Raw genomic sequence first — 23,248 nt, 5'->3', positions numbered from 1 at the left:
AACGATTGCGAAAGAAACAAAAGGTTGTATATTTGCAGTCGGCAAGTCCTACACGACCAGCTCCTGTAGAATCCCCCAGGGTGGGAACGCAGCAAGGGTATACGGTCGTAGCGGTGCGATGTAGGTAGCTTGCCGATTTTTTTTGCTCTAAATTCTTCAAATTATAAGGGCATTTGTTAAGTTTCTGTTTCACCACTTCTTCAAGGTTTAATTTCTTTTCTACTACACTATATTATTGTTATTTTGCACCCTTATGGAGCAAAAAATAGTATTGATTACCGGGGGTTCTTCAGGTATAGGAAAGTCCATTGGGTTGTATCTCAAGTCAAAAGGGTTTAAAGTTTATGGAACTACCAGAAATTTGGCTAGACATCAGGATTTTGAAGTATTTGATTTACTTCAACTTAATGTTACGGATAATGAGAGTATCGTTTCTGCCGTAAATCAAGTCATAGCTGCTGAAGGGAGGATCGATGTGCTGGTGAACAATGCAGGGGTGGGAATTACCGGTCCTTTGGAAGAAACGCCTCCAGATGAAGTACAAAAAGCTTTTGATACCAATGTGTATGGCCCACTTAGAGTGGCCCAAGCTGTATTGCCCCAAATGCGAAAACAAGAAGGAGGAGTTATAATAAACATAACCTCCATAGCCGGATATATGGGCTTGCCGTATCGTGGAGTTTATTCTGCTACAAAAAGCGCACTTTCCATCCTCACCGAAGCTTTACGTATGGAAACCAAAGGGTTTGGAGTAAAAGTTGCCACTTTGGCCCCAGGAGATTTTGCCACAAATATTGCAGCAGGACGTTACCATTCACCAGTTTTAGAGGATTCGCCCTATAAGGAGCCGTATGGGAATACGTTGAAGATGATGAACGAAGATGTATCTAACGGAGATGATCCTATTGCAGTTGCTAAAAAGGTTTTTGAAATCATTGAAAACAAGAAGCCCAAAGTGCATTACAATGTAGGTTCGCCATTGCAGAAATTTTCTGTGGTACTCAAGCGAATTTTGCCAGATAAAGTATACGAGAAACTCTTGCTAAACCATTATAAGTTGTAATTTTGTTTCTTGGGAATTTAAGATTCCGAAAAACTTTGTATATCTCTAATATTAAACCTAATAAACTCTAGAAAATGAAATTTTTTATAGACACAGCTAATTTGGATCAAATACGGGAAGCACAGGAACTTGGTGTTCTTGATGGTGTAACTACCAACCCTTCTCTTATGGCCAAAGAAGGAATTACTGGAAGAAATAATATATTAAAGCATTACGTAGATATCTGTAACATTGTTGATGGTGATGTTTCTGCCGAGGTAATTTCAACAACTTTTGACGAGATGGTGAAAGAAGGTGAGGAATTGGCTGAGCTACATGACCAGATTGTAGTGAAAATTCCAATGATCAAAGATGGTGTTAAAGCACTTAAATATTTTTCCGATAAGGGAATCAAAACCAACTGTACTTTAGTATTTTCTGCAGGACAAGCTTTGTTGGCAGCTAAAGCGGGAGCTACATATGTTTCTCCTTTCATAGGTAGATTGGATGATATTTCTACGGATGGTCTTAACCTAATTGCAGAAATAAGACACATCTATGACAACTACGCGTTCGAAACTCAGATTTTGGCAGCTTCTATTCGTCATACAATGCACGTAATTGATTGTGCTAAAGTTGGTGCGGATGTTATGACCAGTGGTCTATCTTCCATTACTGGACTTCTAAAACACCCATTAACGGATAGTGGTTTGGAGAAATTCTTAGCAGATTACAACAAGGGGAACTAATCTCGCTGTTTAATATAAAGTAGAAAAGGGATGCTATTTAGCATCCCTTTTTTTATACAAATATTTTATGTGTGGTAATCTAAATTAAAAAGAGGTATAGACATTTGCGAACGCATCTACAATGACCTTGTCATCTGTTATGATACACTTGTTTAACGGGTATATAATAAGTGACTTGGTTAACGCTTCAAAATCTGAAGACCGGTATTGTTTTGATTGATCTAAGCCGGACATCTCTAACATAGCCTTCCAGTTAGATTCGTTAGTTTTTATATTGATACCTACGTAAGAATATTCAGGTTTTTTAGCAGAGAGGTGTTCAATTCTTCTTTTTATGTTCTCAAAATGCATCCTATCCGTGGCGGACCAAAAATAGAAAACCGTTTTATTGTTCTTGGCGGCAATCTCTCTCATAGTAAGTGTGGTGCCGTTTGTGCTCGTAACCGCTACATTGGGAATTTCTTTTTTAGGTTGAATGTTTTTAATGCCTTCATACAAAGCATCTATTTCATTCATATGCCTATTGTTGTTGCTCAACTCTCTGAAACCGCTAATAAATTCTTCGTTGTTTTCTTCGGAGTCATGAACCTTCAACAAATAATCAAATGCCACATATCTAAAAAGATTGTCCTTTAGTTCTTTTTCCTGGACTAGGCTATCTATAAGGTGAAGCTTGTGTTTGTTAAAATGAAGCTGATTACGAACTACATTATTTTTTATGCTACATGCGTGTGAGCAGGTCATGAAAGACATATTACCAATATGGTTGATCATAAAATTGTAATAAGGCCTTAAATAGGTTAAATCCTTATCATCAAAAACCAAATCTTTTCTGTAGTCGTAAAAATTAGAAGGAAGCTTTTTTAGTATTTCCTTTCCGGTAAGCCTTTTATGTTTAAACGGGTATTCCTCTTTGTAGGTGTTGTAGTTATAGTTTACACTGGCGCTAGCGATTTTAAGCTCATTTTCAGAAAGCTTGTCTTCGCTTTTAATTTCGTCCAGTACATCTAACTTTAGTTGCTTTAAAGAGTCAATGCCTCGTTCAAAGTCTGTTGGATTCCATCGGTACATAGAGCGAACGGCACTTGCTTCTTCTTCATGTGCCAAAAATACTTCTAAAAGAAAATTGTTGAGTTCTTCTCCGTCTCCTGAAAATACCAAAGATTCATCAAAGTCTGATGTATTTAGACGAACCACTAAGCTGTCTCCTTGTTCTAGGTAAACATATTGTAATTCCGGGTCATGATTAAAATGGTACAGGCCTTCTGAGATAGAATCCAGGGAAAAGGCAAACCGGTTGTCCTCGTCCAATTCTGCCGAATCTATAACAACGTCTCCTTTTAATAGAACAATATGATTGCTGGTAGGATTAACAATTTCTCCAGAAAAAAATACAGTAGGGGAGCTTTTTTCTGCAGCACAACTTCCTAGAACAAGAAAAAAAAGATAGAGTAAATTTCTATTCATATAGGTATCGCTAACTGTGTAACGTTCAAAATTAAACAACCCTGTGGCAGTTTGCTGTTAATAGGGAGTTAAAAATGACAGGGTTGAGTTAAGGTTTAAGACAAAGTGAATGCTTTTTAAGTTTATTGGTCTAGGCCATTAAAATTCTGTATTTTTGCACGAATTTTAAAAAGAAAGCTATGCTGTCGGTATCAAATCTATCCGTACAATTCGGAAAAAGAGTCCTTTTCGATGAAGTTAACGTAACCTTTACTCAGGGTAACTGTTATGGGGTAATTGGAGCAAATGGAGCGGGAAAATCTACATTCTTAAAAGTTTTATCTGGACAAATAGAACCAACTTCGGGTCATGTAAACCTTGAACCTGGTAAACGTATGTCCATCTTGGAACAGAACCACAACGCTTACGATGAGTCTACTGTTCTTGAGGCCGTTGTTATGGGGAATAAGCCGCTTTTTTCTATAAAGCAGCAGATAGATGCGCTTTATGCGGATTATACTGATGAAAATGCTGATAAAATTGGAGAGCTTCAGGTTCAGTTTGAAGAAATGAACGGCTGGAACGCAGACAGTAACGCTGCGGCCTTATTATCAAATTTGGGAATAACAGAAGAGTTTCATTATACCTTAATGTCGGATATAGATTCAAAACTTAAGGTTCGTGTGTTACTGGCGCAGGCGCTTTTTGGAAATCCAGATGTGTTGATTATGGATGAGCCTACCAATGACCTGGATTATGAAACTATCAACTGGTTGGAGAATTTCCTTGCAGATTATGAAAACACGGTAATTGTAGTTTCTCACGATAGACACTTTTTAGATTCGGTCTGTACCAGTATTGCCGATATTGATTTTGGTAAAATGAACCTGTATAGTGGTAACTATACATTTTGGTATGAAAGCAGCCAGTTAGCTTCTCGCCAGAGAGCGCAACAGAATAAGAAGGCCGAAGAAAAGGCAAAAGAATTGCAAGAATTTATTGCGCGTTTTAGTGCCAACGTTGCAAAAAGTAAACAAGCTACTTCTAGAAAGAAAATGCTTTCTAAGCTTAAAGTAGAAGATATAAAGCCTTCCAGTAGAAGATATCCTGCCATTATTTTTGAAAGAGAGCGTGAAGCTGGTGACCAAATTTTGAATGTGGAAGGACTTTCTGCAAAGTCGGAAGATGGAGATTTGCTTTTTGAAAATGTGAATCTAAACTTGGCCAAAGGCGATAAGGTTGCCGTTATTTCTCGTGACTCTAGGGCAACCACGGCTTTTTACGAGATTATAAATGGTCAAAAGAAGGCTGAAAAAGGTTCTTTTCAATGGGGTATTACTACTACACAATCGTATTTGCCTGCAGACAACTCTGATTTCTTTACAGAGGATATAAGTTTGGTAGACTGGTTGAGACAGTGGGCAAAGACCGAAGAGGAAAGGGAAGAAGTCTACATTCGTGGTTTTCTAGGTAAAATGCTTTTTAGTGGCGAAGAAGCCCTTAAAAAATGTACCGTACTTTCAGGAGGAGAAAAAGTACGTTGTATGTTAAGTAGAATGATGATGCTCAGAGCCAACGTAGTTATGTTGGACGAGCCTACTAACCACTTGGACTTAGAGAGTATTACCGCATTTAACAATAGCCTAAAGAATTTTAAGGGAACGGTCATGTTTACTACCCATGATCATCACTTTGCAGAGACGGTTGCCGATAGAATCGTGGAGTTGACCCCAAAAGGCAACATTGATAGATATTTATCGTTTGATGAATATATGTCTGACAAGACATTACGGGAGCAACGTAATAAAATGTATGACGTTGCTACGGTATAGCTTTTGTTAAACCAGTATTTTAAATGATGTAAGGGGGCGTTTTTTAAATTCAAGGACCCAAAACTTGAATTTAAAAAAGGCCCTTTTTTGCTCAACTGGCAGGTGCTGGAAAAAGCCATTTAGGATACATTAAAATGCAACAGATGAAAACCTACAATCTATTTTATGCCCTTATGGCGTTATTAGTCCTTATGGGTTGCAGCAAAACTGAGAGTGACTCACTTGGCAACGAAAAAGAGGAAGAAAAAAGCGTTCAAGCAGACTACACCTTACTCGTTAACAACAAAGGAAATTTAAGTGGAACATTGTTCAATGTAGAAGATGATGCCCTTACCATTAATCCGGAAAAGAGTAAATTTGCTTCTATGATGGAGCCTGACCTTTCGTTTCAAGAAAACAGTGTATTGACCACGTATCATAAAAAATCCAATTGTAGCGGTGAGTTATCAATTCACGACTTTAACGATGATAGCAGTAAAACGTACCAAGTTTTTTCAGATTTAGGGGCGTGCAGTCTTACGGCAAAGTCAATTTTACGAAAAGGAGATATGCTCTACATTGTATACGAACTTCATGTAAGCCCTACGGTAGATGAGTTTTATGTACGTGTTTTAAACGTGTCTGCCTCAGAAACAACTTCTTTGGACGTGAAACTTGACCAAAGACCTATTGAACTGGCATATGCCAACAAACGACTGTTTGTTTTAGGCGTTGATGATAATGTTACCGATGAAAACTCTATTACAGTAATAGATGCTAATGCCAATGCTGTTGTTCATAGTAAATTGGTAGGTTTTGATGTAAGGCGAATTTTTACCAACCCGGATGATAATATTATCATTAGTTATGACGATTTGCATAGTACAATGAACAGTGTAAGTCTTGCTATAACACATACCAGCTATGGTGTTGGAAAAGAACCTAATTTCACAAAATCTGCTTCTTTGCATTTTGATACGGAAGGTAAGATGTACTATGAGATGACACCTACGGCACATAGTATATTTCCAGTAATACCGGCTATTTATGATTTTGGTAAAAACTTAACCGTGTTGTACGCTTACGAAAATTTCATGACGGAAACTCAGCTCAATTTTGAATTTGAAGTTGAAAAAACAACAATGGTAAGCTATGACGAGGAGACCAATGTACTGTTGATAGGGTACAAAAAGAAAAGCGGGGAGAACAAAGGAGGGCTCTTGCTGGTAAAGCCGGCTCCTGAACCAAAATTTTTGAACAGTATAGATGTAGCAGGTATACCAACCGCTATATTTATAAACTAAGCACACCTGTAAAAGTTTAAAGGGCATTCCATAATTTGGTGGAATGCCCTTTTTTTATGATGTATAATACACTGCTAAGCGTTGTAAAATTTACTGTTCCAAATGGCGTGGTTAAAGTTTTTACCCAATGCAAACCCATAAAAAATAGCCACCGACGCAGAACATTTGAATATAAAAAAGAAAATAATAAAAAATTGAGCGTTAGAGCTGTTCTTTGAAAATAGACCTTCAGGCACCAATAGGGCCATAAAAAAACTTAGGAAAACTATGAGCAAAATTAAGTTTACAATATTTTTAAAAGGCCACATGAGCCATTTTCTTAGGGGGTGAAGGTCATTTCCCCATTTATGAATCAGATAAAAATAGTTGTTACCTATGGGGGCGAATAATACGGGGTCGTCCTTATCCTCTAATTTAAAGAGCTTGGAAGGCGCAAGAATTCTAAAACCTTTTAATTCAATATTGTGAGCTTCTTCAATCCGCTTTATTTCTGCTATGGCCTCCGCAGGAATTTCTCCTTTAAAATAATTGGATGTTAAAAAACGTAACCTGTAATCTACACAGATTTTCTTTATTTGATTTACATGGTATATCCGGTTTGTTTCTAGTAAATCAAGATTTAAAGCGTTAGTAGCCGAACTGTTTTTATTTTGAAGGGTATTCCCAATTTTTTCTCTGCTTTCTATATCCCTGTTAAGAATCTGGTATAATTCGCTTAGGTTTTTATGGTCCGTTTCGGGGCGTATTTTGCTCAGTTTTTCTTCGATATTAACTTTTTTGAGTAGCATAATAGTGGGGTATATCTCAAATTTAGAAAATTTAAGAGGGATGTTTGAATTCCAAAATCACAAGTATTTGTTAATAATTTGTTAAAAATTAACATAAGAGGAGGTTTAAATAAGAAGATAAATTTCATATGTTGTAACTTGTCGAAGTATTTGAACCGTTAATCGACTACTTTAACAACTCCCTGCCTTATTTATATGAAATACCTTACTAAAGTTCTTTCTTGTGTGCTATTCTCTTCTTTTATCTCACTTACTGCTCAAGAAGGTGTAAGTAAATCAAATTCGACATATAAAAAATCCGAATATAAAAAATCCGAAGTTAAAAAATCTATAGTTAACTCTACGGCCACTTCTAAGAATCATCAAACGCTTTTGGCGGTAATGAAGGCTACAGATTTGGAGGACTTACTTGATCATGCAGGGCCTTTTACAGTATTTGCACCATCAGATTTGGCATTTCAAAAAATATCGGGAAAATCTGTTGAATATCTTTTGGATCCTGAAAACAGAAAAGAATTAAAAGATTTATTAACGTATCATATCGTTGCCGGCCATATAACTGCTTCCAAAATTTTAAAGGCCATGTGTAGGGGTGAAGGGAAAGCAACTTTTACCACGGTTCAAGGAGATATAATTACCGCAACAATGAAAGGTGTAGATATCATTCTTAATGATAGCTTTGGAAATACGGCAACCATTGTTGTGGCAGATTCAAAGCAGCGCAACGGGGTTATTCATGAAATTGATAACGTTATCCTTCCAGGGAAAATTTAAGAGCTTCTTAATTTCCCCTTTTGTTCAGTTTCTATCTTATTTATTACTACTAAATTACCTTAATTCGGCCCCTAATTCGTTTTGGTAGGTTTTTTCAAGCTTGCCCATAATACGGTCTATTTGCTTGTCCGTTAACGTACGTTGGCTATCTTGTAATGTGAAGCTTACGGCATATGACTTTTTGCCTTTGGGCAGTTTATCTCCTGTATATACGTCAAAAAGATTGATATTCTTCAATAGCTTTTTTTCTGTTTTTCTGCCTAGTTCGTACACGTTTTGGAAAGTAACGGAATCATCCAATAGAAGGGCAAAATCTCGCTTTACCTCAGGGTATTTGGGTATTTCACGATAGGTAATGCTATTTTTCTCCGCATAGGATATAACATTGTCCCAGTTAAAATCAGCATAAAGAACCTCTTGTTTAAGGCTCATTTTTTTAAGAATCGACTTTTTAACAATACCAAAAGAAACCAATTCCTTGGCTCCAACTCTTAAGCTTAAGCCTTCGGATAATGAGGTGTTGGAAGTAGGTTCTGGTGTGGCGTTGGTTATACCAAGACGGTTTAAAATATTAGTAACGATGGATTTCAAGAAAAAGAAATCGTTCACTTTATCCGTACCGGCCCAACCACCTTCATTGCGGTTTCCGGTCAAATAAAGACAAAGGTGTTTGTCTTCTATATATTTAGACTTTTTCTGTTCGTAGGTTTTACCAAATTCAAACAACTTAAGGTTTAATTTCTTTCTGTTGTTGTTGTATAAAATGGTTTCCAATCCGGTAAATAACATGGAACGACGCAAAACGGAAAGGTCGTTGCTCAACGGATTCAACATTGATACACTTTCCTCAGGAGCACTGTCTTCTAGCATTTGTGCGTTACCCGGAGCCGTTAAGCTATTGGTCATGATTTCATAGAAACCTTGTGAGGCTAAAAAGTCTCCTATTACGCTCTGTAGCTTATAATCATCAAACTTGGATACGAGCGCTGTTGAGGCGTTTAGTTTTGTGCCAAAGTTGATGTTGTTGTAGCCGTAAACACGTAAAATTTCTTCAATAACATCTACTTCACGTTGTACGTCTACCCGGTAGGTAGGTATGGAAAGCCCAAGGCCTGCTTCGGTAACACTTTTTACCTTGATGTCCAAAGAAGCTAAAATAGATTTAATGGTATCCTGCGGAATTTCTTCACCTACAAGCGAGTATGTTTTTTTGAACGTTAGAAAAACCTGATGTTCATCAAATCTTTTTGGGTAAAAATCAATTATGTCCGAAGTAATATCGCCTCCGGCAATTTCCTTTATCAAAAGAGCGGCCCGTTTAAGGGCATATTCTACATTTTCTATGTCAATACCTCGTTCAAACCGGAACGAAGCATCGGTATTCAACCCGTGTCTTTTAGCAGTTTTTCTAATCGCTACTGGGTTAAAATAGGCGCTCTCAAGAAAAATGGAAGTTGTTTTTTCTGTTACTCCTGTGTTTATTCCTCCAAAAACCCCCGCAATACACATCGGTTTTTCAGAATCACAGATCATAAGGTCATCTTCATGTAGTTCCCGCTCTTCACCATCCAGTGTCATGAATTTGGTTCCGGCCGGAAGTGTTTTTACTATTACTTTTTTACCATGAATACGATCGGCATCAAAAGCATGCAGCGGCTGTCCTAAATCATGTAGCACATAATTGGTAGCATCTACAATATTGTTTGTAGGATTAATGCCTATGGCACGCAATCTATTCTGTAACCAGTTAGGAGATGGTTTAACTTTTAAATTACTTAGAGTAATACCTGCATAACGCGGTACCAATTTGCTATCATCTACTTGAACCTGTAACTTAAGAGAACGGTTGTCTATATTAAAATGACTGATGGATGGAGTGATAAGCTCTTTGGTAATTTCTTTTTGTTTTAAACCGGCTTTTAAATCCCTTGCCACACCGTAATGACTCATGGCGTCCGCACGATTGGGAGTAAGGCCAATTTCAAAAACTTCATCTATCTCAACATCAAAAATCTCGGAACAAGGGGTGCCCGGTTTAAGTTTGGAGTCCAATACAAGAATACCTTCATGACTAGAACCTAGGCCCAGTTCATCTTCGGCACATATCATACCATGGCTTTCTTCCCCACGAATTTTCCCTTTTCCTATTTTCCAAGCTTTTCCTTCTGGGGTGTATAGAGTAGTGCCAACAGTAGCTACAGGAACCTTTTGGCCCTTTGCCACATTGGGAGCACCACAAACTATATTTAACGGTGTGCCGGTACCAATATCTACGGTAGTAACTTTAAGTTTGTCGGCATTTGGGTGCTTTTCGCAAGTAAGCACATGTCCTACTACAATACCCTTTAATCCTCCTTTTATAGACTCAAAAGGAGTGATTCCTTCTACTTCAAGACCTAAATCGGTTAAAAGTTCACCTGTTTTCTGGGAATCCCAATCAAGTTTAAGAAAATCTTTTAACCAGTTGTATGAAATCTGCATCGGTAAGTTTTAGTGGCGGTAAAGATAAAACAATGCTTTAAGACATTCAATACACAGCGCTACTGAATTACTCATTTTTTTGTTGTAAGTTTTTGGCATCTATTCCGATTGTAAAAGAAAATAAGTAATAATGAAGAGATTAATGTTTTTGTGGATAGCGGTAATGGTTTTGGTTTCCTGTAAGGAAGAGAAGATACAGGGGCTGTCCGAAGGTATTTGGTTGGGGAAATTGCAAGTTATGGACGGAGAAAAGCTTCCTTTTAATTTTAATCTGAAAAAAGCGGAGAGCGGTGCGTACGTAATGGAAATTTATAACGCCACCGAAGTAATAACAGTAGATGAGATTGTTATAAAGGGTGATTCCATACGGATTCAAACCCCGGTATTTGAGGGTTACATTTCGGGTAAATTTAACGAAAAGCGCATAGAAGGGAGCTTTGTAAAAGAAAGCTTGGATAGGGTAGTGTCATTCGAGGCGATTTTTGGAGAGGAAGACCGCTTTTCCATTACTCAGCCAGCTTCTGTAAATGTTTCAGGTATTTGGGAAACGGAATTTAGTCCTAATACGTCGGAGAGTTACATGGGAAAAGGGATTTTTGCTGAAAATGCTGGCAAGGTAACAGGAACTTTTAGGACTACCACTGGCGACTATAGGTATTTGGACGGAGTGGTAACAGGAGATTCCTTAAAACTTTCGGCTTTTGACGGAGCTCATGCCTTTTTGTTCAAAGCTCAGATAACGGACAGTACTTTGAACGGTATTTTTTATTCGGACAATCATTTTAAGGAACCTTTTGTAGCTAAAAGAAACGAAAGTTTTGAGCTTCCGGACGCGGACTCACTTACATTTTTAAAGGAAGGCTATGATAAATTTGCGTTTTCTTTTCCGGATGCAAAAGGAAATATGGTTTCATTAACGGATAAAAGGTTTCAGGATAAAGTTGTTCTAGTGCAAATTATGGGCTCATGGTGCCCCAATTGTCTGGATGAGACTAAATTTTATGTCAATTATTTAAATGAAAATAGGGTAGAAGACTTAGAGGTAGTGGCCTTGGCGTTCGAGTATGCTAAAACAAAGGAACTTGCCTTTAAGAGTATTGAGCGTTTGAGACAGCGTATAGGAGTAGATTATCCAATTCTATTGGCTCAGTATGGTTCATCGGATAAAGAGGAAGCACAACAAAAGTTGCCAATGTTAAACCAGGTCCTGTCGTACCCTACCACTTTGTTCATTGATAAAAAAGGAGAAGTAAGAAAAATCCATACTGGATTTAACGGTCCTGCAACCGGAGATAAATATACCAAGTTCAAAAAGGAATTTGATGCGTATGTAAAAATGTTGGCGAATGAGTAGAAATTAAATAATAGTGGATTTTCCCAAACCGATATTCTCGTCGTTTATACTTGGGTTTTCATCAGATTCCACAATATTTTCCGATATAAAATCGCCTACATAATCCGTTCCGTATTTACTGCTGCCCAAAACATCTGTGGTAACTACCTTCTTCATAAAAGATTTGTGAACCGCAGCCACAATGGCATTGGCTTCTTCGTTTAAATTAAAATGTTGCAACAACATAGCTGTACTTAAAATAGATGCTACAGGGTTAGCAATGTTCTTTCCTTTTGCTTGAGGGTATGAACCGTGAAAAGGCTCAAACATGGCGTTTTCGGCACCTACGGATGCGGAGGGCAGCAATCCCACGGAACCAAGAATAACACTCCCTTGATCGGATAGGATATCACCAAACATGTTATCGGTTAGAACCACATCAAATTGGCGCGGGTTGAGCATCATTTGAACTGCTGCATTATCAATAAAAAGGCACTCTAAAGTAACTTCCGGATAACTTTTTGAGATATCCGTTACCGTTTTTCTCCAAAGTCTAGAGGATTCCAATACATTGGCCTTATCCACTAAAGTCAGTTTTTTGCGTCTTTTTTTAGCGGTTTTGAACGCTAAATGTGCAATACGGCTTATCTCTTCTTCGGAATAGGAGCAAAGGTCGGATGCAGTTGTACCATCTGCACTCAATGTTTTTTCTCCAAAATAAATGCCTCCCGTCAACTCCCTGAAAATAACAAGATCGGTATTGTCTACAATATTTCTTTTAAGCGGAGAGTTGTCCAAAAATGCAGGAAACATTTTTATGGGTCTAATACTGGCAAAAAGACCAAGTTCTTTGCGCAAACGCAATAGTCCTTGTTCGGGCCGTACTTTAGCTTCGGGATTGTTATCGTATTCCAAGGCGCCAATAGAGCCAAAAAGAATAGCATCGGATTCTCTGCACAGTTGCAAGGTTTTGTCCGGTAAAGGCCTTCCTGACCCAGACATGGCAATAGCACCAACGGGCGCTTCAACAAGTTCAAACCTATGGTTGAACGTTTCTTCGATCGCTTTAAGGCATTTCACGGATTGTGCCAATACTTCTGGACCTATCCCGTCACCGCCAAGGAGGGCAATTTTTAGCTGCATCTAGAGAATTTTTAAAGTGCTACCTGAATAAAACCCACAAGAAAGTGATTTTAATCATAGGAAGCTAAGATTAAAAATTTTTGGGACATTATGGCTAAAAAAAGATTAAAATATAAAAGGATCAGACCTTCAGTATATTTGCTTAGGAAATACTCTCTATAGTAATATTGCTGGCCTCAATGATTTTTGGAATATCTTGATCCGAAATTTCTTTGTGGCTATCTGCAAATTTCAAGAACTCTTGATATACCTCGTCTAGTTGAAGTTTTGTCAACTCATATCCTACTAATTTGGCCCTGTAAGCCAAAGCAGCTCTACCGCTTCTTGCGGTAAGAACAATAGATGATTCGTTAACACCAACATCCGCCGGGTCAATAATTTCGTAAGTCTCCCTATTTTTTATGACACCATCCTGGTGAATTCCGGAACTATGGGCAAAAGCATTGGCGCCTACAATAGCCTTGTTGGGCTGTACCATCATTCCCATTTTTTGAGAAACCATTTGGCTTGTGTCAAAAAGCAATTTACTGTTAATGTTCGTGTCTAGGTTTAAGCTAGGATGCTGACGTAAAATCATTACAACTTCTTCCAAAGAAGTATTTCCGGCACGTTCGCCAATACCATTAATGGTACATTCTATTTGGCGGGCACCGTTTATAACGCCGGCAATGGAGTTTGCTGTTGCTAAACCTAAATCATTATGGCAATGACAAGAAAGTGTAGCCTTATGTATTCCGGTTACATTTTCTTTTAAATATTTCATTTTTGTACCATATTCTTCTGGCAAACAATATCCTGTTGTATCTGGAATGTTCAAAACAGTGGCACCTGCCTTCACTACGGCTTCACAGACCCTGGCCAAGAACTCATTGTCGGTTCGGCCGGCATCTTCAGCATAAAACTCAACATCCTCTACAAAAGTTTTGGCATAACTAACGGCATCAACTGCTCTTTCGATTATGGCATCCCTATTGGAATTAAATTTGAATTTTATGTGAGAGTCAGAAGTTCCTATACCTGTATGTATACGAGGCCTTTTGGCATGTTTAAGTGCGTCTGCAGCAACTTCAATGTCTTTCTTTACCGCACGGGTAAGTCCGCAAACAGTAGCATTTTTAACGAGTTGTGATATCTGGGTAACGGATTTGAAATCACCGGGACTCGATACAGGAAAACCAGCCTCAATAATATCTACTCCTAAATAATCCAGTCGTTCAGCGATTACTAATTTTTGTTCAGCATCTAATTTACAACCGGGCACCTGCTCACCATCACGAAGTGTTGTATCAAAAATTTGTACCTTATCTTTACTCATTATATCTTGTAGTTTAGCTAACTTAAGAACTGCTTGCAATAATTTCTTTGTCTACAAATATCATATTTTGTACTGTTATATCAACATTTTTTAATAACCTTAGCCCTGTCTTTTGCCAAAATGGGTAGATTATTGTACAAACGTCTATATGTTAGGATCCAAACAAAAAATGGCAATAAAGTTCAATACGAATATATAACCAATAGAGCGAACCACCTAGTACCTGCATTAAATAGTACAACGTTAAGCTGGTTTTTTGGTTGTTTAACATATTGATAGTAAGTAAATTAAATAATATTTTTTACGATGACAAATGCGCACAGAGATGCTTTGTTCGTGCTGGTGAAATCTCTTTCAAAATCCGAAAAGCGCCAATTCAAATTATACGTGGGGCGATTGGGGGTAAATACCGATGCTAAATTCTTGGCTTTGTTCAACCTAATGGACAAGCTTAGAAAGTATGACGAAAAGGCGATTTTGGATAGCGGAATCGTTAAAAAAGCACAGTTATCTAATCTTAAAGCGCATCTATATAAACAAATTTTGGTGAGCTTAAGGTTGAATCCGGTGAACCAAAATATTCGGGTTCAAATACGGGAACAATTAGATTTTGCCACAATTCTTTATCAAAAGGGACTTTACAAACAAAGCCTGAAAATTCTTGACAAGGCAAAATCTACCGCCATAGAGAACGAAGAGAAGAATATAGCTTACGAAATAGTGGAACTGGAGAAAATTATTGAAACCCAGTATATTACCCGTAGTATTCCGGATAGGGCAGATGAGTTGGCCATACAGGCCAAAGAGCTTTCCGCACAGAATGTAATGACCAGTAAATTGTCTAATCTTTCTTTGCAGCTATACGGTATTATGTTAAAAGTAGGCTATGTTAGAAGTGATGAAGACTATAATCGTGTAAAGACTTATTTTGAAACCCATTTGCCCAAATATCAATTAAAGGATTTAGGTTTTAGGGAGAAATTATGGTTATATAAGGCACATCTTTGGTACAGTTTTTTAACCCAAGATTTTCTGTCTTCTTACAAGTATGCTACTAAATGGGTAGATCTTTTTTATGAGCATGAAGAGCAAATACATCTTAATCCGGTTTTCTTTTTAAAGGGAAACCACTATTTGCTAGAATCTATTTTTTATGTAAAATACAGTTCCCACTTTAGAGAAGTTTTAGAACGGTTGGAAGCCGTAGTGGAGAGTAAGAGTTTTCCAAAAAACGATAACATTGCGTCCTTATCATTTCTGTACATTAATGCGAATAAATTAAACCTTCATTTTTTGGAAGGGACTTTTAACAAGGGCCTGTATCTGGTTAAAATTGTTGAATACGGAATAAATAAGCACAAAGACCGTATAGATGCTCATCATATCATGGTGTTGTACTATAAAATAGCCTGTTTGTATTTTGGAATTGGCGATAATAAAACTTGTATACAATACCTCAAGAAAATAATAAACAACAAGAACTTGAAAATGAGGGAAGACCTCATGTGTTTCGCACGGGTTTTAAGTTTGGTGGCGCATTATGAGGCTGGAATGGACTATCATTTAGAAATTCAGTTAAAGAGTACCTATAAGTTTCTTTTAAAGATGAACGATCTACACGCGGTTCAAAAAGAGATGATAAAGTTTCTAAGAAACCTCGGAAACATTTTCCCCAACGAACTAAAAAACGAATTTCAAAAATTGCACACGGAGCTTAAAAAATATGAGGATCATCCCTATGAAAAGAGAGCTTTTCTGTACTTAGATATTATTTCTTGGTTAGAAAGTCATTTAGAAAACAGACCTGTGGCAGAAATTATTCGTGAAAAGGCTATGGCCGTAAAAAGATAACATTTGGGGTCCAATACTTCTTTTAACATCAAAAACTTTCTGGAAATTAACTTGGCCATGGTACTATTAAGTACTTCTGGTCCTTTAGGTAGGTTTATAGAGCTGCCAGTACCTATAACCATTGGTATTAGATCTTTAATAGCACTTCTGCTATTGTTTCTCTATTGTCGCTTAAAGGGAATTTCATTTGGGTTGAGTAGTAAAGATAGGATGCCAGTACTAGTAAGCGGAGTCCTTATGGGGGTGTATTGGTTGGCTTATTTTATGGCTTTACAAAAATCCAATGTGGCCATAGGTATGCTTTCATTATTTACGTATCCTGTGATTACCGCTTTTCTAGAGCCCCTGTTTCTTAAGACAAGGTTTCAGAAAATGCATTTGTTGTTGGGTATTTTGGTGCTTTGTGGCATCTATTTTTTGGTGCCTGATTTTAGTTTTGAGAATAGTTATACCGTGGCCATTGGTTTTGGTGTGTTTTCTGCACTGTGCTACGCCGTCCGTAATTTAATACTAAAGAAACAGGTAGATACTTATCCAGGATCGGTTTTAATGGTGTATCAAATGGCAATAATTTGTTTAATGCTTGCGCCAGCTTTTTTTTATTACGAACTAGAAGCTATACCTGGCCAATGGGCGGGACTCCTAGGATTGGCGGTAGTGACTACGGTCTTTGGTCATACTATGTTCGTAAATTGTTTTAAATACTTTTCTATTACCACTATTAGTATTTTGAGTAGTATTCAACCAGTTTATGGAATCCTAATCGGTGCTTTGGTTCTATCGGAAATCCCGGCATGGTCTACCGTTATAGGTGGATGTTTGATACTTACCTCGGTTATCGTGGAGAGTGTCCGGTCGTACAGGTAAGTTTTCCAGTAAAGAAACGAAGGATGTTAATCATATTTATTCGAGTTCCTTACAGTTGAAATTCTGAATTTTCAATAAATCTATAACGGTTTTGTTTGAGCAGTTTTTGCTCTCTATGCGAAGAATACTATCGCAATCCTCTAGATCAAAATTCCAGTGAGATTCGCCAAATAAAACGTCTAAATACGGTTTTAAGTTGGCGACTTGGTTTTTGTTTTGAACGCTCGTTTTAAAAACGTGTACCATATTTTAAAATTTAATAGGCCGGTTTGAGTAAATAATAACTGATTTAAGAATAAGCAAGAATCAGAAAGGAACTCACGGTTGCAGTTTGCTAAGGATTTTATTATCAATATAGAAAGTGCCGAATGGAATAAAACAGGCTAAAATTACTTTCCATGTCGTGGTTCGGAATTTCCAATTTTGCTCAATTCCAACGCTTAAGGTATTTATAACAAAGAGCATAAAAATAGCACCGTGAATAGGGCCTAATGATTTTGTTAGACTTGGTTCGTTAAAATAATGTTTCATAGGTGCAGCAATGAAAATAAGCACCAAAAGTGAAATGCCTTCTATGAAGCCAATTATACGTAAACGACCCACTTTTGAGTTAAGTAAATTCTTCATAATTATCTGATATATGGTCTGTTTGCTAATGGTGAAAATGGCCATGGGATGGCAATACATATGATACATAGGGCAATTAGGAACCAGATGAGAATGGTCCGGAATTTTTCTTTATCCGTTGGTTTTCGTTTTGCCATAGCAGAACCAATAGTAATGAAGATTATTGCAGATAACATGAGAATCATGTGCAATAAGCTATAAAATAGGGCTTCAAGGTTGTTTACGGCTTCATCTAAATTCTTCCAAAAATATTTTATGATAGGACTTTGGGAGTATAGAATAAGGCCGATTACAAGTTGAAGGTGAGCAATTGTCGCCGTCCAATGTCTAATGAGATTATCAAGTTTGGAGAATTTTAAGTTTTGAAAATAACCCCTACAGGCCTTAAAAATAGAGATGATTAGAGAAGCAAGAACAAACCATCGTATGATAGAATGATAGTACAGGAGCGATTGATACATTGGTGTTTCATTAAAATCAATGCAAATCTAATAAAAAACATACTACATAGTATGTTTTTGTTTATCTAAGTTATTTCAGGTGGTCTAAATATGTTTTAAGTTCTTCTAAATAAGAATGATAAATGTCTGCACTGTTAAATATTTTTCCCAAGTTACGAACGCCCCAATAGCCAGATAGTATAAAATGGGCTACCTGTTTTGAGTTTGCGTTTACAGATAAAGCTCCGCTGTCAATTCCCATTTGTATGCTATTTTCTAGACTTGTTTGCCATTCCATTACCAATTCATTAAGTGCTTCGGAAAATTTAGGGTTCCATGGTGTCATCTCTTGGGCTAAGTTGCTTATGGGACAGCCATTTTCAAATTGTAAGAAAGGGGTTTCCAGCAAAAGAGATTTTATTAAAGCATAAATACCTTCTGTTGGGTCTTTGGAATTTTGCAACGGGGCTAGAAATGCCGACTGTATCTCCGGCTTAACGATTTCGTTTATAATTGCTATTCCCATTTCATCTTTTGTTTTGAAATGGTAGTAGAAGGCACCTTTAGTAACTTGTGTGGTAGCAATTATTTCATCAATACTGGTGGTTTGGTACCCTTTTTTATAAATAAGTTGAAAGGCCTTTTGAAGGATAGTGTTGCGTGTATTTGATGCTTTGCCCATAAAAGATACTAATTAGTATGATTCTGCAAAGTAACCAAAAAAAAACGCTCATAAGAATAGATTTCCTTACGAGCGTTTTTTAGAATGCATTCAAGTCTAAGTCTGTAAATGATAAATAGAAAGCTAACCTTATTCCTGTTGGAAATTAACTATTCTATTCATGGCTTATAAATAAAATCGACTCTAAGCTATTTAATTACTTTTTTCTTGGTTGATGCCAGGAGTAAAATTTCCACCCTGATATTGGTTGATAAGTCCATCTCCCAGTTTTTGAAATTCTTCGTTCTGCGCCATTTGACGCACTTTTACCGGGTCAAAGTTCCCGTTAAAATATAGAAAAGAGCCATTTTGATTATTGTTATTATAAATCAGGATTTCTTTGACGGCATCTCTTTTTTCACGTATGCTTACCACATTACGCTTTAGTTCATCGTTTTTTCGGTATACTTCAATAAAAGAACTACCCGTTATGCCGTTCATTTGTTTGTTTAAAAATTCGGTTTTCGCAGCAGTTGTGCTGGGAAAAGACATGTAACGCAAATCTTTGGTATTGCCAACAAGGGATTTCATTTCGGGAGAGATGCCACTAATGAGCGAGAGCATAAAGCGGGGTACCCGTACGGCCGTTACATGGTCATCTTCTTTGTGGGCGTTGTAGAAAGTGTCTATTGAATTATAAGTACCGCATGAGGCAAGCAGTACAAGACTGCAAAGGATTAGTGTTCTTCTGATCATGGTCTTGTGTTTATACAGTTAAATATACTGTTTTTAACAACAAGCGTTCCAAACTGGGTCATTAGGGGGCGGGGCCACTATTTCTAAAGCTTCTTTTTTTACTGGATGCACAAACTTTAGTTTACGGGCGTGCAAATGAATACTGGCATTGGGATTGCTTCGGTCAAAACCGTATTTTAAATCTCCTTTTATAGGACAACCTATAGCGGCCAATTGCGCCCTTATTTGATGATGGCGACCGGTATGTAAATCTATTTCAAGAAGGAAATAACGATCCAGTTTTTTTATCACTTTATACTCTAGAACCGCTTTTTTGCTATCCGGAACCTCTTTGGAATGGGCGTAGGATTTGTTTTGTTTAGGATTACGCTTCAACCAATGTGTAAGGGTATCTTGGCTTTTGTTAGGTGCATTTTTTACGATGGCCCAATAGGTCTTTTTTGCTTCTTTTTCGGCAAACAATTTGTTTAGACGGGGTAGGGCCTTTGACGTTTTTGAAAAGACCACAATACCCGAAGTGGGGCGGTCTAGCCTATGGGCCACACCTAAATAAACATTCCCCGGCTTATTGTACTTTTCCTTTATATACAGTTTAACCACCTCGCTAAGCGGCATATCCCCGGTCTTATCGCCCTGCACAATATCTCCCGGCCGCTTGTTTATGGCAATCAGATGATTGTCTTCGGATAGTACCAATAGATTTTTGGGGTCGGAAATAACTTTTTTGGCCACTGGAGCAAATAATTAGAGTTGGTAAAACGGACTTAATATTGCTCGTCATCGTTAGGGAAATCCCTATTCTTTACATCGGTAACATATTGCGAAATGGCACTTCCCATTTCTTCATAGAGATTCATATAACGGCGTAAAAACCTTGGGTTAAACTCATGGGTCATACCTAGCAAATCATGAATTACAAGTACTTGTCCATCTGCATGCTTACCACCGCCAATACCAATGGTAGGAATAGAAATACTTTCGGAAACTTTTTTGGTCAATGCTGCCGGAATCTTTTCCAGAACAATAGCAAAACACCCTAGTTTCTCAAGGAGTTTGGCATCTTCTATTAATTTTTCAGCTTCCTCTTCTTCTTTGGCGCGAACCGTATAGGTGCCAAACTTATAAATGGACTGCGGTGTAAGCCCTAAGTGGCCCATAACCGGTATGCCCGCATTCAATATTCTCTTTACGGATTCTTTAATTTCTATCCCACCTTCTAGTTTTACGGCATGTGCACCACTTTCTTTCATAATTCTAATAGCTGAGCGGAGTGCTTCTTTAGGATCGCTCTGGTAACTCCCAAAAGGAATATCCACAACCACCAAAGCTCTTTCTATAGCACGAATAACCGAAGTAGCATGATAAATCATTTGGTCCAAGGTAATAGGCAGGGTAGTTTCGTGGCCCGCCATAACGTTACTTGCGGAATCACCTACAAGAATAACATCTACATTGGCAGAATCTACAATCTTGGCCATAGAATAATCATATGCCGTAAGCATAGATATTTTTTCGCCGTGCTTTTTCATGTCCACTAAAGACTTTACCGTTACTCTCTTATATTCTTTCTTTGCCGTTGACATAGTAGTTTTGTTTTGGTGGGATAAATGTAAGGAAAATGTTGGGTTTAGAGGCTAAACGCCGTTGCCTTCTAGTATATAGAGGTATAAGGGTGGGTAACTTGCTAGTACTAAATGGAATATTTATTAAGTTTGATAAAACAGATAGCGATGAAAAACATTTTTAAAATACTATTCTGCCTTTTCTCATTGTCCGTTTCTGCTCAGGAAACAGAAGAAATAGCCATTAAGAAGACCATTGAAGCTTTTTTTGATGGATTTCATCAACAAGATTCGGTTCAAATTAAAAATACAGTTTCCAATACCGTAATCATGCAAACCATTGCAACGGATGAAAAAGGAAACCCATTAGTAAAGACCCAAGAGTTTTCAGATTTTTTAAAATCGATAGTCAGTATTCCCGAAAGCACAAAATTTGAAGAGGTTATAACTGATTATTCCATTCAAATAGATGGTCCAATGGCTAATGCTTGGACGCCTTATATCTTTAAAATTGATGGTGCGTTTCATCATTGTGGGGTCAACTCTTTTCAATTGGTAAAAGAGAACGAGAAAGATTGGAAAATAATCTACATTATAGATACTAGGAGAAAGGAAAATTGTAAATAAAAGGGCGGATTGTTAAACCCGCCTTTTTCAATCTTTACAAGGTGTCAATTTAAACTTTCCAGCCATCACGGTAGGTTCTGCCTACAAATTGGTTGGCTTCTTCTAGATTGGTAATGCGCATGTTTTCGCCGTCCCATAAAAGTTTTTTCCGGGCATAGAAATCCATTTTGCCGGCACTGTCTTCTTTTCTCAACAAATAGCTTCTAATGGCCAAGTTCCCCATAAGAACGGTTTCAGTCATAGGACCGGCATAATCGAAAGAGGAAGTTAAACCTTTATGTTCTTCACTGCCAAAACCGGCTTTACAGGCATCTACCCACTTGCGCTGATGTCCGTATTCAGGTTCTTCGTTAGGCTCAGTTTCAGGACCAAAATCAGTTGTACCATCGTTCAAGTATAATTTTGGAGTAAGCGGACTACTATCGTTTATGTTGGTAGAGATAATTCCTTTTTCTCCAATGATAAGAACTCCATTATAGCTTCCTGGTCCACCTATGTCATTATTGGCCGGTATAATATCTGGGTGCGAAGGTCTAATTCCACCATCGTTCCAGGTCATTTCAATTGGGGTTTTAGTTTTTTCCGTGGCATCAAAATGAAGTGTAATGAACGAGGAAGCTGGGCAACCTTCAGGGTGATAATCCGCATTCCACATTTGTGAATATACAGAACTAACACTGGCCTCGGCATCCGTAGGATACTTTAATCCTAATGTTCTAAACGGAATATCTATCAAATGACAACCTACATCACCTAAGGCTCCAGTACCATAATCCCACCAACCTCTCCAGCTAAAAGGGTGCAAGTTGGGCGTATAAGGTTTTTCAGGCGCCGGGCCTAGCCAAAGATTCCAATCTAGGCTATCCGGTTTTAAACTTGGGTCGGGAGCTTGCATGGCACCACCTTGCGGCCATACAGGACGATTGGTCCATACCTGGACTTTGGATACGGCACCAATAGCGTCATCATCTATCCATTTTTGAACCATACCTAAAAGCGGATTGGAACCTCCTTGGTTTCCCATCTGACTTACAATTTTGTTGTCCCGTGCCATTTGGGTCAGGATTCGCGCCTCGCGTATGTTATGCGTCATGGGTTTCTGTACGTAGACATGTATGCCTCTTTCCATAGCATACGCTGCAGCTGGGCCGTGAATGTGATCAGGTGTAGAAATGGTAACAGCATCAATACCCTTTTCTTTATCCAACATTTTGCGGTAATCGGCATAGAGCTTCGCCTTTGGAAAATTTTCTACGGATTTTTTGGCAGAACCGCCAAAATCTACATCACATAAAGCAGCTACTTTTTCGCGGCCGTTTACGGAGGCATTAAAAATATCGCTAGAACCTTTGCCCCCTGCGCCAATGGCAGCAAGGTTTAAACGGTCGCTTGGGGCCAAGTAGCCCACACCGCCCAAAACGTGCCTGGGGACAATGAAAATTGAGGATGCGATTGCTCCTTTTTTAATAAAGGATCTTCTTGAACTGGTTGAGGAGTTGTTTTTTTTGTGTGCCATTAATTTTTGGTTTTAGTTGTGAAAGGCTTCTAAAGTTACTTAAATTTCCCCCACTTTGAAGAAAAGTTAAAACTTCATAATAGTAGAGGTATCAGTTAAGCAAATACAAGGTGAACCATATGTATTTGCTACCTTTAAAATTTACATGACGAGTA

General features: G+C 37.9%; 22 protein-coding genes and 1 other RNA gene. 10 read left to right on the top strand and 13 right to left on the bottom strand.

All coding sequences use genetic code 11. The annotated features are described in order from the left end of the window. The first annotated feature begins 39 nt into the window (after positions 1-39). The 3 genes from ffs (at position 40) to fsa (ending at position 1,791) form a co-directional block, all read left to right on the top strand. An RNA gene (gene ffs / locus Q4597_RS08550) (signal recognition particle sRNA small type) lies at positions 40-138 on the top strand. A 115-nt stretch (positions 139-253) separates the two neighbouring features. Then, on the top strand, positions 254-1,063 hold the full coding sequence (locus Q4597_RS08545; protein ID WP_303405833.1) for an SDR family oxidoreductase: 810 nt from the start codon (positions 254-256) through the stop codon (positions 1,061-1,063). 74 nt (positions 1,064-1,137) lie between these two features. Continuing rightward, on the top strand, positions 1,138-1,791 hold the full coding sequence (gene fsa, locus Q4597_RS08540; RefSeq protein WP_303405832.1) for a fructose-6-phosphate aldolase: 654 nt from the start codon (positions 1,138-1,140) through the stop codon (positions 1,789-1,791). 84 nt (positions 1,792-1,875) lie between these two features. Here the strand turns inward: fsa and Q4597_RS08535 are convergent, their stop codons facing one another. Then, the gene (locus Q4597_RS08535; protein ID WP_303405830.1) at positions 1,876-3,258 is read right to left on the bottom strand and encodes a transaldolase; all 1,383 of its coding nucleotides are present in this window, start codon (positions 3,256-3,258) and stop codon (positions 1,876-1,878) included. Positions 3,259-3,437: 179 nt separating this feature from the next. On the opposite strand from Q4597_RS08535, the gene Q4597_RS08530 reads away from it, so the two are divergent. Together Q4597_RS08530 and Q4597_RS08525 are read left to right on the top strand one after the other, a co-directional pair. Beyond that, positions 3,438-5,069 (top strand): ABC-F family ATP-binding cassette domain-containing protein, encoded by a 1,632-nt coding sequence (locus tag Q4597_RS08530; protein WP_215914556.1) that lies wholly within the window; start codon positions 3,438-3,440, stop codon positions 5,067-5,069. A gap of 143 nt (positions 5,070-5,212) precedes the next feature. Further along, positions 5,213-6,352 carry a hypothetical protein gene (locus Q4597_RS08525; RefSeq protein WP_303405829.1) on the top strand — a complete coding sequence of 380 codons (1,140 nt, stop codon included), beginning with the start codon at positions 5,213-5,215 and terminating at the stop codon, positions 6,350-6,352. Between the two features lie 74 nt (positions 6,353-6,426). On the opposite strand, the gene Q4597_RS08520 is transcribed toward Q4597_RS08525, so the two are convergent. Next, positions 6,427-7,140 carry a hypothetical protein gene (locus Q4597_RS08520; RefSeq protein ID WP_303405827.1) on the bottom strand — a complete coding sequence of 238 codons (714 nt, stop codon included), beginning with the start codon at positions 7,138-7,140 and terminating at the stop codon, positions 6,427-6,429. A 195-nt stretch (positions 7,141-7,335) separates the two neighbouring features. On the opposite strand from Q4597_RS08520, the gene Q4597_RS08515 reads away from it, so the two are divergent. Beyond that, positions 7,336-7,914: a fasciclin domain-containing protein gene (locus tag Q4597_RS08515; RefSeq protein ID WP_303405825.1), complete on the top strand. Its 579-nt coding sequence runs from the start codon at positions 7,336-7,338 to the stop codon at positions 7,912-7,914. Positions 7,915-7,968: 54 nt separating this feature from the next. Here the strand turns inward: Q4597_RS08515 and pheT are convergent, their stop codons facing one another. Continuing rightward, the gene (gene pheT / locus Q4597_RS08510; RefSeq protein ID WP_303405824.1) at positions 7,969-10,395 is read right to left on the bottom strand and encodes a phenylalanine--tRNA ligase subunit beta; all 2,427 of its coding nucleotides are present in this window, start codon (positions 10,393-10,395) and stop codon (positions 7,969-7,971) included. Positions 10,396-10,525: 130 nt separating this feature from the next. Here pheT and Q4597_RS08505 point away from each other — a divergent pair, with 130 nt between their 5' ends. Continuing rightward, the gene (locus tag Q4597_RS08505) at positions 10,526-11,749 is read left to right on the top strand and encodes a TlpA disulfide reductase family protein (RefSeq protein WP_303405823.1); all 1,224 of its coding nucleotides are present in this window, start codon (positions 10,526-10,528) and stop codon (positions 11,747-11,749) included. Between the two features lie 3 nt (positions 11,750-11,752). Here Q4597_RS08505 and leuB read toward each other — a convergent pair whose 3' ends face one another. Further along, positions 11,753-12,871, bottom strand: a complete 1,119-nt coding sequence (gene leuB / locus Q4597_RS08500) for a 3-isopropylmalate dehydrogenase (RefSeq protein WP_215439112.1) — start codon at positions 12,869-12,871, stop codon at positions 11,753-11,755. Between the two features lie 142 nt (positions 12,872-13,013). Next, entirely contained in the window at positions 13,014-14,186 is a 1,173-nt protein-coding gene (locus Q4597_RS08495) for a 2-isopropylmalate synthase (protein ID WP_303405822.1), read from the bottom strand. A gap of 306 nt (positions 14,187-14,492) precedes the next feature. Between Q4597_RS08495 and Q4597_RS08490 the strand changes: the two genes are divergently transcribed. Together Q4597_RS08490 and Q4597_RS08485 are read left to right on the top strand one after the other, a co-directional pair. Then, positions 14,493-16,037 (top strand): hypothetical protein, encoded by a 1,545-nt coding sequence (locus Q4597_RS08490; protein WP_215439117.1) that lies wholly within the window; start codon positions 14,493-14,495, stop codon positions 16,035-16,037. A 3-nt stretch (positions 16,038-16,040) separates the two neighbouring features. Continuing rightward, the gene (locus Q4597_RS08485; protein WP_303405820.1) at positions 16,041-16,904 is read left to right on the top strand and encodes a DMT family transporter; all 864 of its coding nucleotides are present in this window, start codon (positions 16,041-16,043) and stop codon (positions 16,902-16,904) included. Between the two features lie 36 nt (positions 16,905-16,940). Here the strand turns inward: Q4597_RS08485 and Q4597_RS08480 are convergent, their stop codons facing one another. The 7 genes from Q4597_RS08480 to panB all read right to left on the bottom strand — a co-directional run bounded on the left by Q4597_RS08480 (position 16,941) and on the right by panB (position 20,971). Next, a complete protein-coding gene (locus tag Q4597_RS08480; RefSeq protein ID WP_303405819.1) occupies positions 16,941-17,150 on the bottom strand; it encodes a hypothetical protein in 210 nt (69 codons plus the stop codon). A gap of 72 nt (positions 17,151-17,222) precedes the next feature. Continuing rightward, positions 17,223-17,531, bottom strand: coding sequence for a DUF3817 domain-containing protein (locus Q4597_RS08475; protein WP_303405818.1), 309 nt, complete (start codon positions 17,529-17,531; stop codon positions 17,223-17,225). A 2-nt stretch (positions 17,532-17,533) separates the two neighbouring features. Then, positions 17,534-17,992: a hypothetical protein gene (locus Q4597_RS08470; RefSeq protein WP_303405817.1), complete on the bottom strand. Its 459-nt coding sequence runs from the start codon at positions 17,990-17,992 to the stop codon at positions 17,534-17,536. Between the two features lie 70 nt (positions 17,993-18,062). Continuing rightward, entirely contained in the window at positions 18,063-18,653 is a 591-nt protein-coding gene (locus Q4597_RS08465; protein ID WP_303405816.1) for a TetR/AcrR family transcriptional regulator, read from the bottom strand. Positions 18,654-18,845: 192 nt separating this feature from the next. After that, positions 18,846-19,388: a DUF4252 domain-containing protein gene (locus tag Q4597_RS08460; RefSeq protein ID WP_303405814.1), complete on the bottom strand. Its 543-nt coding sequence runs from the start codon at positions 19,386-19,388 to the stop codon at positions 18,846-18,848. A 33-nt stretch (positions 19,389-19,421) separates the two neighbouring features. Continuing rightward, positions 19,422-20,120: an RluA family pseudouridine synthase gene (locus Q4597_RS08455; RefSeq protein ID WP_303405812.1), complete on the bottom strand. Its 699-nt coding sequence runs from the start codon at positions 20,118-20,120 to the stop codon at positions 19,422-19,424. Between the two features lie 32 nt (positions 20,121-20,152). Next, positions 20,153-20,971, bottom strand: a complete 819-nt coding sequence (gene panB, locus Q4597_RS08450) for a 3-methyl-2-oxobutanoate hydroxymethyltransferase (RefSeq protein WP_289040129.1) — start codon at positions 20,969-20,971, stop codon at positions 20,153-20,155. 147 nt (positions 20,972-21,118) lie between these two features. Between panB and Q4597_RS08445 the strand changes: the two genes are divergently transcribed. Continuing rightward, positions 21,119-21,577, top strand: a complete 459-nt coding sequence (locus Q4597_RS08445) for a nuclear transport factor 2 family protein (protein WP_303405811.1) — start codon at positions 21,119-21,121, stop codon at positions 21,575-21,577. 49 nt (positions 21,578-21,626) lie between these two features. Here Q4597_RS08445 and Q4597_RS08440 read toward each other — a convergent pair whose 3' ends face one another. Further along, on the bottom strand, positions 21,627-23,093 hold the full coding sequence (locus tag Q4597_RS08440; RefSeq protein WP_303405809.1) for a Gfo/Idh/MocA family protein: 1,467 nt from the start codon (positions 23,091-23,093) through the stop codon (positions 21,627-21,629). Positions 23,094-23,248: the final 155 nt, after the last annotated feature.

It is taken from the genome of Zobellia sp. 1_MG-2023 (assembly GCF_030549125.1).
In the GTDB taxonomy this organism is placed as follows: Bacteria; Bacteroidota; Bacteroidia; order Flavobacteriales; family Flavobacteriaceae; genus Zobellia; species Zobellia russellii.
The sequence above is the reverse complement of the archived record's forward strand: the minus strand, read 5'-3'. Positions and strand labels throughout refer to the sequence as shown.

Coding starts and splice junctions, on each gene's coding strand:
- Q4597_RS08465 (WP_303405816.1), bottom strand. CDS start 18,653: ATGGGCAAAGCATCAAATACACGCAACACTATCCTTCAAAAGGCCTTT.
- Q4597_RS08515 (WP_303405825.1), top strand. CDS start 7,336: ATGAAATACCTTACTAAAGTTCTTTCTTGTGTGCTATTCTCTTCTTTT.
- Q4597_RS08470 (WP_303405817.1), bottom strand. CDS start 17,992: ATGTATCAATCGCTCCTGTACTATCATTCTATCATACGATGGTTTGTT.
- Q4597_RS08530 (WP_215914556.1), top strand. CDS start 3,438: ATGCTGTCGGTATCAAATCTATCCGTACAATTCGGAAAAAGAGTCCTT.
- pheT (WP_303405824.1), bottom strand. CDS start 10,395: ATGCAGATTTCATACAACTGGTTAAAAGATTTTCTTAAACTTGATTGG.
- Q4597_RS08535 (WP_303405830.1), bottom strand. CDS start 3,258: ATGAATAGAAATTTACTCTATCTTTTTTTTCTTGTTCTAGGAAGTTGT.
- Q4597_RS08505 (WP_303405823.1), top strand. CDS start 10,526: ATGAAGAGATTAATGTTTTTGTGGATAGCGGTAATGGTTTTGGTTTCC.
- Q4597_RS08490 (WP_215439117.1), top strand. CDS start 14,493: ATGACAAATGCGCACAGAGATGCTTTGTTCGTGCTGGTGAAATCTCTT.
- Q4597_RS08445 (WP_303405811.1), top strand. CDS start 21,119: ATGAAAAACATTTTTAAAATACTATTCTGCCTTTTCTCATTGTCCGTT.
- Q4597_RS08495 (WP_303405822.1), bottom strand. CDS start 14,186: ATGAGTAAAGATAAGGTACAAATTTTTGATACAACACTTCGTGATGGT.
- Q4597_RS08440 (WP_303405809.1), bottom strand. CDS start 23,093: ATGGCACACAAAAAAAACAACTCCTCAACCAGTTCAAGAAGATCCTTT.
- leuB (WP_215439112.1), bottom strand. CDS start 12,871: ATGCAGCTAAAAATTGCCCTCCTTGGCGGTGACGGGATAGGTCCAGAA.
- Q4597_RS08480 (WP_303405819.1), bottom strand. CDS start 17,150: ATGGTACACGTTTTTAAAACGAGCGTTCAAAACAAAAACCAAGTCGCC.
- panB (WP_289040129.1), bottom strand. CDS start 20,971: ATGTCAACGGCAAAGAAAGAATATAAGAGAGTAACGGTAAAGTCTTTA.
- fsa (WP_303405832.1), top strand. CDS start 1,138: ATGAAATTTTTTATAGACACAGCTAATTTGGATCAAATACGGGAAGCA.
- Q4597_RS08520 (WP_303405827.1), bottom strand. CDS start 7,140: ATGCTACTCAAAAAAGTTAATATCGAAGAAAAACTGAGCAAAATACGC.
- Q4597_RS08475 (WP_303405818.1), bottom strand. CDS start 17,531: ATGAAGAATTTACTTAACTCAAAAGTGGGTCGTTTACGTATAATTGGC.
- Q4597_RS08545 (WP_303405833.1), top strand. CDS start 254: ATGGAGCAAAAAATAGTATTGATTACCGGGGGTTCTTCAGGTATAGGA.
- Q4597_RS08525 (WP_303405829.1), top strand. CDS start 5,213: ATGAAAACCTACAATCTATTTTATGCCCTTATGGCGTTATTAGTCCTT.
- Q4597_RS08460 (WP_303405814.1), bottom strand. CDS start 19,388: ATGATCAGAAGAACACTAATCCTTTGCAGTCTTGTACTGCTTGCCTCA.